Raw genomic sequence first — 12,441 nt, forward strand, 5'->3', positions numbered from 1 at the left:
TCTACTGCTTGACGGCCGGCGCCCCGGGGACTCCCTTCGGCGCCGGAGCCCGGTGACCGGAGAGGAAGGACGCCCAGCCCTGCCGGGGCGCCTCGCCCACCTCCAGGGTGCGCAGCTTCGCCAGCACCTGCGGATCCTGGGCGTCCAGCCAGTCGACGAGCTGGCGGAAGGAGACACAGCGCACTTCGGGCTTGTTGCACACCTCCTTCACCACCTCGTCGACGGCACGCATGTAGGTGCCGCCGTTCCAGGACTCGAAGTGGTTGCCGATGATCAGGGGTGCGCGGTTGCCGTCGTAGGCCCGGTAGAACCCCTTGATCAGGCCGTCACGCATCTGGTCGCCCCAGTAGTCGTACTTGTCGGGGTCGCCCTGGGTCTGCGTGCCGGACTGGTTGACCATGAAGTTGTAGTCCATGGTCAGCTGCTCGTAGCTGTGCCCAGGGAAGGGGACCAGCTGCATCGAGACGTCCCACAGACCCTCCCTCTTCTTGGGCCAGACCTGGTCGTTGACGCCGCTCGAGTCGTACCGGAACCCCAGCTGGCGGGCCGCCTTCATGAAGTTCTTCTGCCCCTCCAGGCAGGGGGTTCGGGCGCCGATCAGCTCCCTGTCGTAGTCGAAGGGCAGCGGGGCGGCGTTCTTCGAGCCGGTGTTGGTCTTCCAGGTCTTCACGAACTGCTTGGCCTGGGCGATCTCACTCTTCCACTCGTTGACCGACCATTCGCCGACCCCGCCGTCGGGGCCGCAGAAGTGGCCGTTGAAGTGGGTGCCGATCTCGTTGCCCTCCAGCCAGGCCAGTCGCACCTGCTTGAGGGTGTCGGCGATGCCCTGCTCGTCGTTGAAGCCGATCTCCGAGCTGCCGGGCGAGTGTTGGGGTGGGTGGTAGAGGTCGCGCTTCTCCTCCGGCAGCATGTACACGCCGCTGAGGAAGTACGTCATCGTCGCATGGTTCTCCTTGGAGACCTTGCGGAAGTGGGAGAACAGCTTCTGGCTGTCCTCGCCCGCGCCGTCCCAGGAGAACACCACGAACTGCGGGGGCTTTTCACCGGGCTTGAGCCGCTCGGGGCTGGGCAGGTGCGGCTGCGCACCGGTGAACGCGGTGGATCCGTCGCCGATCAGGCGGAGCATGCTGTTGGGCGCCGGCACCCCCTTCTGCGGGCCGGACGTTGCTTGCTTCGAGCCGTTGGAGCCGTTCGCACAGCCGGCGAGCGACGCGGCACAGGCCGCGGCGACCACGGCGCCGAAGGCGATCCTCGGGGTGGCGGCGATCCTTGGGGAGGCGGCCATCCGCCCACCTTCTTCCTTCTCTCGGACACACGCCGGTAAGGGCGTTTTCTGGTGGTGTGCCGGTTATGTGCCGCCAAGGTCGCATAGGGCCGAGTGGGGAATTAATACGACAAGCCGATGAAATGCTCGCTTCACTCGCTGGAGTGAATGGGTGCGCCATTTGCCCGGTAAAGCTATATATGACCTTTACTCTGCATTACGGTTCATTTACTCAACGTTGATTTCATCCCGCCGCTGCACGCCGTGACCCCATGGCCGCGACCGAGGCCCCGCCCCGACGGGAACCACCCGGTCCGCGGCCGCGCCGCCCGGAGGAGACGGGACCATGTCATCCTGCGCACCCCCTCGCCCCCAGCACCCCCACCCGCCGCACAGCCCCCCACCGGCCCGAAACCGCCGCTTGCGCCTCGCGGGTGCCGATCTGTCCGCGTCCGTCGCGGTCTTCCTGATCGCCCTGCCGCTGTCCCTCGGCATCGCTCTCGCCACCGGCGCACCGATCCAGGCAGGCCTGGTCGCGGCCGCCGTCGGTGGACTCGTCGCCGGACGGCTCGGCGGCTGCCCGCTGCTGGTCAGCGGCCCCGCGGCCGGGCTCACGGTGGTCACCGCCGACCTGATCCACCGCTACGGCTGGCAGGTCACCTGCGGCATCACCATCCTCGCCGGACTCGCCCAACTGGGCCTCGGCTGCCTGCGCGTGGCCCGCGGCGCGCTCGCCATCAGCCCCGCCGTGGTGCACGGCATGCTCGCCGGCATCGGCGTCACCATCGCCGTCGCCCAGCTGCACATCGTCCTCGGCGGCAGCCCGGACAGTTCCGTCCTCACCAATCTGCGCGAGCTGCCCGCCCAGTTGGCCGCCCTGCATCCGGCCGCGGTGTCGATGAGCGCCCTGACCCTGACCCTGCTGTTCGCCTGGCCGCGCATCCCCGGCCGCACGGGCCGCCTGCTGCGCCGGGTCCCGGCCGCCCTGGTGGCCGTCGCCGGGGCCACCGCCACCGCCGGGCTGACCGGGCTCACCATGCCCCGGGTCGACCTGCCGTCCTGGTCCGGGCACGCCCTTCCCGAGCCGCCCGACGGTCCGGTGCCGGGCATCGCCGCCGCCGTCCTCACCATCACCCTGGTCGGCAGCGTCGAGTCACTGCTGTCCGCCGTGGCCGTCGACAAGCTGGCCGCCGTCCGCGGCGGACCGCACGTCGCCCGCTCGGACCTGGACCGGGAACTGCGCGGTCAGGGCGTCGCCAACATCGTGTCCGGAACGCTCGGCGGCCTGCCCGTCACCGGGGTCGCCGTACGCAGCGCGGCGAATGTGAATTCCGGTGCCGTGAGCCGGAACTCCACGATGCTGCACGGCGTTTTCGTAGTAGTCGCCGCACTGCTGATGGTCCCGCTCCTGGAGCAGATCCCGCTCGCCTCGCTCGCCGCCCTGGTGATGGCCGTCGGCATCCAGATGGTGTCCCTGCACCACATCCGTACGGTGACCCGCCACCGTGAAGTGCTGGTGTACGCCGCCACCGCGCTCGGCGTGGTGTTCCTCGGCGTCCTGGAGGGCGTGGCCCTCGGGGTCGCCGTGGCGGTCGCCCTCGCCCTGCACCGCCTCGCCCGCACCCGTATCACGCACGAAGAGAAGGAAGGAGTCCATCACGTACAGGTACGAGGACAGCTGACGTTCCTCGCGGTGCCCCGGCTCAGCAGAGCCCTGCATCTCGTACCCCAAGGCGTCCACGCCGTCGTGGAGTTGAACGGCTCGTTCATGGACCACGCGGCGTACGAGTCACTGCAGGACTGGCAGAGCGCCCACACCGCGCGGGGCGGCTCCGCCGAGCTGACGGGCCGGCGCACCGGCGTCCGGACCACCGGCCCGGCTCCGTCCGCCGTGTGCCGGTGCCGGCCCTGGACCCCCTGGCGCAACCACCGGGCCTGCTTCGCAGGGGCTCCCTCGGCCCCCGCCGCCCCGGCAGCCCATGAACTGGCCCGTGGTGTCAGCTCGTTCCAGCGCAACACCGCCCCGCTGGTGCGGGCGGAGCTGGCGCGGCTCGCGCGGGAGGGGCAGCGGCCCTCGCAGCTCTTCCTCACCTGCGCCGACTCCCGGCTCGTCACGTCGATGATCACCTCCAGTGGTCCCGGCGACCTGTTCGTCGTCCGCAACGTGGGCAACCTGGTGCCGCCGCCGGGCGAGGAGCACGGCGACGACTCGGTGGCGGCCGCCATCGAGTACGCGGTGGAGGTGCTCGGGGTGCGGTCCATCACGGTGTGCGGGCACTCCGGGTGCGGGGCGATGCAGGCCCTGCTGACCGCCGCACCCGGGGGCGCGGTGACCCCGCTGAGGCGGTGGCTCAGGCACGGGCTGCCGAGCCTGGCGCGGATGGCCGACGGCCGTCGCACCGGGCCCCGGCTGGCCGGGCGGGCGCCCGCCGACGCGGTGGAACAGCTGTGCCTGACCAACGTGGTGCAGCAGTTGGAGCACCTGCGGTCGCACGACGCGGTCGCGCGCGCCCTGGCGGCCGGTGCGCTGGAGCTGCACGGGATGTACTTCCACGTGGGCGAGGCGCAGGCGTATCTGCTCGGCCGAACCGGGAAGGTGTTCGAGGACGTGAGAGACGACGGGAGCGCGGTGGAGGAGCTGCGCAGTCCGGTGTGACCGACCACCCCTCAGACAGGTCTAAACCAATTTTACCGTCGACTCTTGTCATCGGCCCCCCGTGTCTGATGAGCTGTGGCCTGGGACACAACGGACACCCTGGGAAAGGGAGATGTCGTGAGCAACGAAAGCCTGGCCAACCTCTTGAAGGAGGAGCGACGCTTCGCGCCGCCGGCTGACCTGGCCGCGCACGCCAACGTCACGGCAGAGGCGTACGAGCAGGCCAAGGCTGACAGGCTCGGCTTCTGGGCCGAGCAGGCCCGCCGGCTGACCTGGGCCAAGGAACCGTCGGAGACGCTGGACTGGTCGAACCCGCCGTTCGCGAAGTGGTTCAAGGACGGCGAGCTGAACGTCGCGTACAACTGCGTGGACCGGCATGTCGAGACCGGGCACGGGGACCGGGTCGCCATCCACTTCGAGGGTGAGCCCGGCGACAGCCGCGCGATCACCTATGCGGAGCTGAAGGACGAGGTCTCCAAGGCCGCCAACGCCCTGCTGGAACTGGGAGTCCGGAAGGGCGACCGGGTCGCGATCTACATGCCGATGATCCCGGAGACGGCGATCGCCATGCTGGCCTGTGCCCGCATCGGTGCCGCGCACTCGGTGGTCTTCGGCGGCTTCTCGGCGGACGCCCTCGCCACCCGCATCCTGGACGCCGACGCCAAGGTCGTCATCACCTCCGACGGCGGCTACCGGCGCGGCAAGCCGTCCGCGCTGAAGCCGGCCGTGGACGACGCGATCGAGCGCGTGGACAACGTCGAGCACGTGCTCGTCGTCCGCCGTACCGGCCAGGAGGTGGCCTGGACCGACGGGCGGGACGTCTGGTGGCACGAGCTGGTGGAGCGGCAGTCCGCCGAGCACACCCCGGAGGCGTTCGAGGCGGAGCACCCGCTGTTCATCCTCTACACCTCCGGCACGACCGGGAAGCCGAAGGGCATCCTGCACACCTCCGGCGGCTACCTCACGCAGGCGGCGTACACGCACCACGCGGTGTTCGACCTCAAGCCGGAGACGGACGTCTTCTGGTGCACGGCGGACGTCGGCTGGGTCACCGGGCACTCGTACATCGTGTACGGGCCGCTGGCCAACGGCGCGACGCAGGTCATGTACGAGGGCACCCCGGACACCCCGCACCAGGGCCGCTTCTGGGAGATCGTGGAGAAGTACCGGGTCACGATCCTCTACACGGCGCCGACGGCGATCCGTACGTTCATGAAGTGGGGCGACGACATCCCCGCGCAGTTCGACCTGTCGTCCCTGCGGGTCCTCGGCTCCGTGGGCGAGCCGATCAACCCCGAGGCGTGGGTCTGGTACCGCAAGCACATCGGTGCCGACAGGACGCCGGTCGTGGACACCTGGTGGCAGACGGAGACCGGCGCGATGATGATCTCGCCGCTGCCCGGTGTCACCGAGACCAAGCCCGGTTCGGCGCAGCGTCCGCTGCCCGGCATCTCCGCGACCGTCGTCGACGACGAGGCGAACGAGGTGCCCAACGGCGGCGGCGGATACCTGGTCCTCACCGAGCCGTGGCCGTCGATGCTGCGCACCATCTGGGGCGACGACCAGCGGTTCATCGACACCTACTGGTCGCGCTTCGAGGGCAAGTACTTCGCCGGTGACGGCGCGAAGAAGGACGACGACGGGGACATCTGGCTGCTGGGCCGGGTGGACGACGTCATGCTGGTGTCCGGGCACAACATCTCCACCACCGAGGTGGAGTCGGCGCTCGTCTCGCACCCGTCGGTCGCCGAGGCGGCCGTCGTCGGTGCCGCCGACGAGACCACCGGCCAGGCCATCGTCGCCTTCGTCATCCTGCGCGGTACGGCGTCCGAGGACGACAAGCTGATCGGCGAGCTGCGCGACCACGTCGGCGCCACGCTCGGCCCGATCGCCAAGCCGAAGCGGATCCTGCCGGTGGGGGAGCTGCCGAAGACCCGCTCCGGCAAGATCATGCGCCGGCTCCTGCGGGACGTCGCGGAGAACCGCCAGCTCGGTGACGTCACCACGCTGACCGACTCCACGGTCATGGACCTCATCCAGGCCAAGCTCCCGGCGGCGCCGAGCGAGGACTAGGCGCGGCAGACCCGAAGGGGCGCCCGGCGTGCACACGCCGGGCGCCCCTTTTATGCACAGCGTGAACCTCACCGGATGCACCCCCCGGCAATCTTAGGTAAACTAAGCAAAACTCCAACGCGAGAAGATCCTCAAGGTGTGCCGGGAAGTCTGGTCGGCGAGAGTTCCGCCCTGCCCACCGACCCGGAGGTCCCCGCCGTGGCCGCGCCCCGTACGACGAACACCACCCGCAAGGTCCTCGGACGCCTGTCCCTGCCCGAGCGGGCCTTCGTCGCGGACGCGCTGCGCACCGAGACGGTCGGCGGTGTCCTGCTCCTCGTCGCGGCGGTCACGGCACTGATCTGGGCGAACATCCCCGCCCTGCACGCAAGCTACGAGTCCGTCAGCCACTTCCACTTCGGCCCGACCGCCCTCGGCCTGAACCTGTCCGTGGCCCACTGGGCCGCCGACGGCCTCCTCGCCGTCTTCTTCTTCGTCGCCGGCATCGAGCTCAAGCGCGAACTGGTCGCCGGGGACCTGCGCGACCCCAGGGCGGCGGCGCTGCCCGTGGTGGCCGCGCTGTGCGGCATGGCCGTACCCGCGCTCGTCTACACCCTCACCAGCCTCACCGGGCACGGCTCCACCCAGGGCTGGGCGGTGCCCACCGCCACGGACATCGCCTTCGCGCTCGCGGTCCTCGCCGTCATCGGCACCTCACTGCCCAGCGCCCTGCGCGCCTTCCTGCTCACCCTCGCGGTGGTCGACGACCTCTTCGCGATCCTGATCATCGCGGTCTTCTTCACCGACCGGATCGACTTCGCCGCGCTCGGCGGGGCCGTCGCCGGCCTGGTGATCTTCTGGCTGCTGCTGCGCAAGGGCGTGCGCGGCTGGTACGTGTACGTGCCGCTGGCGGTCGTCGTCTGGGCGCTGATGTACAACAGCGGCGTGCACGCCACCATCGCGGGCGTGGCGATGGGGCTGATGCTGCGCTGCACCACCCGTGAGGGTGAGGAGCACTCGCCGGGCGAGCACATCGAGCACCTGGTGCGGCCGCTGTCGGCCGGACTCGCCGTACCGCTGTTCGCGCTGTTCAGCGCCGGGGTGTCGGTCTCCGGCGGGGCGCTCGGGGATGTGTTCACCAAGCCGGAGACGCTCGGGGTGGTGCTCGGGCTGGTCGTCGGCAAGACGCTCGGCATCTTCGGCGCCACCTGGCTGACGGCCCGCTTCACCCACGCGGAGCTCAGCGAGGACCTGCAATGGGCCGACATCTTCGCGGTGGCCTCCCTCTCCGGGATAGGCTTCACCGTCTCGCTGCTCATCGGCGAGCTGGCCTTCGAGGGCGACGCCACGCTGACCGACGAGGTGAAGGCCTCCGTCCTCGCCGGATCGCTGATCGCGGCGGTGTGCGCCACGGTGCTGCTGAAGATACGCAACGCCCGGTACCGCAGGCTGTGCGCGGACGAGGAGCGCGACGACGACCTGGACGGCATCCCGGACGTCTACGAGCAGGACGACCCGGCCTACCACCTGCGGATGGCGCGCATCTTCGAGCGCAAGGCCGCCGAGCACCGGCGCATCGCCGCCGAGAAGGCCGCCGCGGCGCGCCACGGGCTTCAGGAAGTGCCGGGCGGGGCAGGCGAGGAGCGCGGCCGTCCGGCATGATCTGACGAGACGGTACAAATCAAGACGGCCTTCAAGACGGCAGATGAGACTTCAGAGGGAGTACGCGATGAGCGCACCCGACGGCAGCCCGGTCGGCGCCGAACGCAGCATCGGCCAGCTGTTCGCCTCGGCGACGACCGAAATGTCGGCGCTGGTGCACGACGAGATCGCGCTGGCCAAGGCCCAGCTCAAGCAGGACGTCAGGCGCGGCGCGGTCAGCGGCGGCGCGTTCTCGCTGGCCGCCGCGGTGCTGCTGTTCTCCCTGCCGATGCTCAACTTCGCGCTGGCGTACGGCATTCGGACCTGGAGCGGCTGGAACCTCGCCATCTGCTTCGTACTGTCCTTCGCGGCGAACGTCCTGGTCGCCGTTCTGCTCGCGCTCATCGGCGTGGTGTTCGCGAAGAAGGCCAAGAAGAGCCAGGGCCCGCAGAAGGTCGCGGCGTCGGTGAAGGAGACGGCGGGCGTCCTGCAGAACGCCAAGCCCCACCCGCGCCCCGAGCTGCCGCAGGACCGGGTGCCCGAGGCCATCGAGGCCGTGGCACGCTCGTCGTCATGACGGAGCCCGCAGCGGCATCGGCCGTAAGGATCGACCTTCCCCACGGGGCGAAGGTGACGCACCGGGACGTCGCCGCCAACGGCGCGCGCTTCCACATCGCCGAAGTCGGCGACGGCCCCCTTGTGCTGCTGCTGCACGGCTTCCCGCAGTTCTGGTGGACGTGGCGGCACCAACTGGTCGCGCTCGCCGACGCGGGATACCGGGCGGTGGCCATGGACCTGCGGGGCGTCGGCGGCAGCGACCGCACCCCGCGCGGGTACGACCCCGCCAACCTCGCGCTGGACGTCACCGGCGTGATCCGCTCGCTCGGCGAGCCGGACGCCGCGCTGGTCGGCCACGACCTGGGCGGCTATCTGGCGTGGACGGCGGCGGCGATGCGGCCCAAGCTCGTACGACGGCTCGCGGTCGTCTCGATGCCGCACCCCCGGCGCTGGCGCTCCGCGATGCTCCGGGACGCCCGGCAGACGGCCGCCAGCTCCTACATCTGGGGCTTCCAGCGGCCGTGGATCCCCGAACGCCAGCTGACCGCCGACGACGGCGCGCTGGTGGGCCGGCTGATCCGGGAGTGGTCCGGGCCGCGGCTGCCCGAGGACGCGGACATCGAGACGTACCGGCGGGCCATGTGCATCCCGTCCACCGCGCACTGTTCGATCGAGCCGTACCGCTGGCTGGTGCGGTCGCTGGCCCGCCCGGACGGCATCCAGTTCAACCGCAGGATGAAGCGGCCGGTGCGGGTGCCGACGCTGCATCTGCACGGCTCACTGGACCCGGTGACCCGGACGCGCAGCGCGGCCGGTTCGGGCGAGTACGTCGAAGCCCCGTACCGCTGGCGCCTGTTCGACGGACTCGGGCACTTTCCGCATGAAGAGGATCCGACGGCGTTCTCGGCCGAACTCGTCAACTGGCTGAAGGATCCCGAACCCGACCGGTGAAGCGTCGTCAGCCGAGGACCCCGACCTCGATCGGTGAGGGGATCAGTGCGTGGAGTACGCGGTTCCGGGCCGGTTGCTGAACACTTGTCCCTCGAACGGCCACATGCCTGCCGCATAGGCCAATTGGGGGGCGCGGACGCGGTTATCGACCTTGGGGCAGGGGCACACGTCGGGGTATGGGCTGGACGCACGACTACAGTGACGCACCCCGCAACCGCCGCTCGGCCGCCGGGCCTGGCTCCTCGCAGCGCGGCACCCCGCAACTCGCGGAAGCGGACGTCAGGGTGGGGATTCCCCGCATCCTGCGCCGCCGGGCCCGCTGGGTCTCCGTGCGCCTGCGTCACCCGCGCGGCTGAGCCCCGCGGGACGCCTCCCCAGCGCTCCTACAGCGCGCAGCTGTCGGTGCCCACCTCTTCGTTCGCCTGACGACCCTGGGCGATGTCCTGCTGGATCTCGTCCGCCGTGAGCGCGTAGCCGGTGTCGGCGTCGTCCAGGGACTTGGCGAACACCACGCCGTACACCCTGCCGTCGGGTGTGAGGAGCGGGCCGCCGGAGTTGCCCTGACGGACGGTCGCGTACAGGGAGTAGACGTCGCGGCTGACCGTGCCGCGGTGGTAGATGTCCGGACCGTTGGCCGTGATGCGCCCGCGCACGCGTGCGGCACGGATGTCGTACGAGCCGTTCTCCGGGAAGCCCGCGACGATCGCGCCGTCTCCGCCGGCCGCGTCCCGGGTGGTGAACCTGAGGGCGGACGCCTTCAGGTCCGGTACGTCGAGGACGGCGATGTCGCGCTTCCAGTCGTACAGGACGACCTTCGCGCCGTACTTGCGGCCCTCCCCGCCGATCTGCACGCTCGGCGCGTCGACCCCGCCGACCACGTGCGCGTTGGTCATGACGCGACGGTCGGCGAAGACGAAGCCGGTGCCCTCCAGGACCTTGCCGCAGCTCTGGGCGGTGCCGGTGACCTTGACGATGGACCGCTGGGCACGGGTGGCGACCGGGCTGTTCGCCAGGGCCGGGTCGGGCGGCGAGACGTCCTTGATGGGCTCGTTGGAGAAGGGGCTGAAGACCTGCGGGAAGCCGTTCTGCGCGAGGACCGAGGTGAAGTCCTTGAACCAGGTGTCGGCCGCGGCGGGCAGCGCCTCCGACACGCCCAGCAGCACCTTGGAGTTGCGCACCTCCTTGCCCAGCGTCGGCAGCGTCGTCTGGGCGAGCGCGGAGCCGATCAGCCAGGCGACGAGCAGCATCGCCACGACGTTGACCAGGGCGCCGCCGGTGGCGTCCAGGGCGCGGGCCGGGGACCAGGTGATGTGGCGGCGCAGCTTGTTGCCGAGGTGGGTGGTCAGGGCCTGCCCGATGGAGGCACAGACGATGACGACGACCACGGCGACCACGGCGGCGGTGGTGCCGACCTCCGCGTTGTCGGTCACGGCGTCCCAGATGACGGGCAGCGTGTACACGGCGACGAGACCGCCGCCGAGGAACCCGATCACCGACAGGATGCCGACGACGAAGCCCTGGCGGTAGCCCACGACCGCGAACCACACAGCCGCGACCAGCAACAGGATGTCCAGCACGTTCACCGCTTCAGGCCTCGCCTATTCACTCCGGTCCCACCAGGTCGGCCCGGGGTTCGGCCCGCCGCGCAGTGGCAATGGGGCACAGCATCCCCCGAAGAACACAGTTCAGGCGACACCCTGTCATGACTGCCAGTCGAGCGGGACCTGCTTCTCCCTGTCCCAGGGGCGCTCCCAGCCCGCGAAGTGCAGCAGGCGGTCGATCACTCCGGCCGTGAAACCCCAGACCAGGGCCGATTCGACCAGAAATGCCGGACCTCGGTGACCGCTGGGGTGGACGGTGATCGCGCGATGGGCGGGGTCCGTGAGATCCGCCACGGGGACGGTGAAGACGCGGGCGGTCTCGTTCGGGTCCACCACGCCGACCGGGCTGGGCTCGCGCCACCAGCCGAGCACGGGTGTGACCACGAAGCCGCTGACCGGGATGTAGAGGGCGGGCAGGACGCCGAAGAGCTGGACGCCGGCGGGGTCGAGGCCGGTCTCCTCCTCGGCCTCGCGCAGGGCGGCTCTGAGCGGGCCGTCGGTCTTCGGGTCGCCGTCCTCCGGGTCGAGGGCGCCGCCGGGGAAGGACGGCTGGCCGGCGTGGGAGCGCAGGGAGCCGGCCCGCTCCATGAGCAGCAGCTCCGGGCCGCGCTCGCCCTCGCCGAACAGGATGAGCACGGCCGACTGCCGTCCCGAGCCGTTCTCCGGCGGCAGGAAGCGGCTGAGCTGGAGCGGCTCGACCGTCTCCACGGCCCGCACCACCGGGTCCAGCCAGCCCGGCAGGCCCTCCTTGCGCAGCGTCACCGGACCCTTGTGCGTGTCATGCGTGTACGTCATGCCCACCCCCGTCCTGCTGTGTCCAACGCCCGAGGGCACCGAGATCGTTCCGTCATCCGGCCCCCAGCGGCGGCGCGGGCTTGCCGCCGGCGTCGAGGTAGGCCTGCGGGGGCTTGAGGCGCTGGCCCGGGAAGCCGCCCTTCTCGTACTTCAGCAGCTTCTTCGCCTTCTCCGGGTCGGTCTCGCCCTCGCCGTAGGCCGGGCAGAGCGGGGCGATGGGGCAGGCACCGCAGGCGGGCTTGCGGGCGTGGCAGATGCGGCGGCCGTGCCAGATCACGTGGTGGGACAGGTCCGTCCAGTCCTTCTTCGGGAACAGCTCGCCGACGGCGGCCTCGATCTTGTCGGGGTCGGTCTCGTCGGTCCACTGCCAGCGCCGCACCAGCCGCTGGAAGTGCGTGTCCACGGTGATGCCGGGCCGGCCGAAGGCGTTGCCGAGGACGACGAAGGCGGTCTTGCGGCCCACGCCGGGCAGCTTGACCAGGTCCTCCAGCTTTCCGGGCACCTCGCCGCCGAAGTCCTCGACGAGGGCCTTGGAGAGCCCTATGACCGACCTGGTCTTGGCCCGGAAGAAGCCGCAGGGGCGCAGGATCTCCTCGACCTCCTCCGGGTTGGCGGCGGCCAGGTCCTCGGGGGTGGGGTACTTCGCGAAGAGCGCCGGGGTGGTCTGGTTGACGCGCAGGTCGGTGGTCTGGGCCGAGAGCACCGTGGCGACCAGCAGCTGGAAGGGGTTCTCGAAGTCCAGCTCGGGGTGGGCGTACGGGTAGACCTCGGCGAGTTCGCGGTTGATCCGGCGGGCGCGGCGGACCAAGGCGGTACGGGACTCGTTGGCAGTCGACTTCTTGGGAGGTACCTTTTGTCCTGATTTCACGCTTTTATTACTACCGCTTGGAGCTTGTTCGCCCACAGCAGAATCGCGACGTACA

The 12,441-nt window shown here is 70.4% G+C and carries 10 protein-coding genes; 6 read left to right on the top strand and 4 right to left on the bottom strand.

Features of this window, described 5'->3' with window-relative positions:
• Position 1: 1 nt before the first annotated feature.
• Entirely contained in the window at positions 2-1,267 is a 1,266-nt protein-coding gene (locus tag ACZ5DS_RS25205; protein ID WP_468242990.1) for a polysaccharide deacetylase family protein, read from the bottom strand.
• Between the two features lie 343 nt (positions 1,268-1,610).
• On the opposite strand from ACZ5DS_RS25205, the gene ACZ5DS_RS25210 reads away from it, so the two are divergent.
• The 6 genes from ACZ5DS_RS25210 to ACZ5DS_RS25235 all read left to right on the top strand — a co-directional run bounded on the left by ACZ5DS_RS25210 (position 1,611) and on the right by ACZ5DS_RS25235 (position 9,478).
• Positions 1,611-3,920: a SulP family inorganic anion transporter gene (locus ACZ5DS_RS25210; RefSeq protein ID WP_468242453.1), complete on the top strand. Its 2,310-nt coding sequence runs from the start codon at positions 1,611-1,613 to the stop codon at positions 3,918-3,920.
• A 117-nt stretch (positions 3,921-4,037) separates the two neighbouring features.
• Complete coding sequence (acs, locus tag ACZ5DS_RS25215; RefSeq protein ID WP_468242455.1) at positions 4,038-5,993, top strand: acetate--CoA ligase; 1,956 nt, start codon at positions 4,038-4,040, stop codon at positions 5,991-5,993.
• A 198-nt stretch (positions 5,994-6,191) separates the two neighbouring features.
• Positions 6,192-7,634, top strand: a complete 1,443-nt coding sequence (gene nhaA, locus ACZ5DS_RS25220) for a Na+/H+ antiporter NhaA (RefSeq protein ID WP_468242993.1) — start codon at positions 6,192-6,194, stop codon at positions 7,632-7,634.
• A 67-nt stretch (positions 7,635-7,701) separates the two neighbouring features.
• A complete protein-coding gene (locus ACZ5DS_RS25225; RefSeq protein ID WP_468242457.1) occupies positions 7,702-8,190 on the top strand; it encodes a phage holin family protein in 489 nt (162 codons plus the stop codon).
• Positions 8,187-9,122 carry an alpha/beta fold hydrolase gene (locus ACZ5DS_RS25230; RefSeq protein ID WP_468242459.1) on the top strand — a complete coding sequence of 312 codons (936 nt, stop codon included), beginning with the start codon at positions 8,187-8,189 and terminating at the stop codon, positions 9,120-9,122. The genes ACZ5DS_RS25225 and ACZ5DS_RS25230 overlap by 4 nt, the downstream gene beginning before the upstream one ends.
• Before the next feature lie 176 nt (positions 9,123-9,298).
• Entirely contained in the window at positions 9,299-9,478 is a 180-nt protein-coding gene (locus tag ACZ5DS_RS25235) for a hypothetical protein (RefSeq protein ID WP_468242462.1), read from the top strand.
• Between the two features lie 27 nt (positions 9,479-9,505).
• Here the strand turns inward: ACZ5DS_RS25235 and ACZ5DS_RS25240 are convergent, their stop codons facing one another.
• The 3 genes from ACZ5DS_RS25240 to nth form a co-directional block, all read right to left on the bottom strand.
• Complete coding sequence (locus ACZ5DS_RS25240) at positions 9,506-10,705, bottom strand: MarP family serine protease (RefSeq protein ID WP_468242464.1); 1,200 nt, start codon at positions 10,703-10,705, stop codon at positions 9,506-9,508.
• Positions 10,706-10,822: 117 nt separating this feature from the next.
• Positions 10,823-11,518 carry an NUDIX hydrolase gene (locus ACZ5DS_RS25245; protein WP_468242466.1) on the bottom strand — a complete coding sequence of 232 codons (696 nt, stop codon included), beginning with the start codon at positions 11,516-11,518 and terminating at the stop codon, positions 10,823-10,825.
• A gap of 52 nt (positions 11,519-11,570) precedes the next feature.
• Complete coding sequence (gene nth / locus ACZ5DS_RS25250) at positions 11,571-12,422, bottom strand: endonuclease III (protein WP_468242468.1); 852 nt, start codon at positions 12,420-12,422, stop codon at positions 11,571-11,573.
• Positions 12,423-12,441 lie beyond the last annotated feature (19 nt).

The organism is Streptomyces sp. NPDC031100 (assembly GCF_055570785.1).

What these genes read in the sequence shown, in the direction of transcription:
- ACZ5DS_RS25210 (WP_468242453.1), top strand. Translation starts at nt 1,611, where the DNA reads ATGTCATCCTGCGCACCCCCTCGCCCCCAGCACCCCCACCCGCCGCAC.
- ACZ5DS_RS25225 (WP_468242457.1), top strand. Translation starts at nt 7,702, where the DNA reads ATGAGCGCACCCGACGGCAGCCCGGTCGGCGCCGAACGCAGCATCGGC.
- ACZ5DS_RS25230 (WP_468242459.1), top strand. Translation starts at nt 8,187, where the DNA reads ATGACGGAGCCCGCAGCGGCATCGGCCGTAAGGATCGACCTTCCCCAC.
- ACZ5DS_RS25235 (WP_468242462.1), top strand. Translation starts at nt 9,299, where the DNA reads ATGGGCTGGACGCACGACTACAGTGACGCACCCCGCAACCGCCGCTCG.
- ACZ5DS_RS25245 (WP_468242466.1), bottom strand. Translation starts at nt 11,518, where the DNA reads ATGACGTACACGCATGACACGCACAAGGGTCCGGTGACGCTGCGCAAG.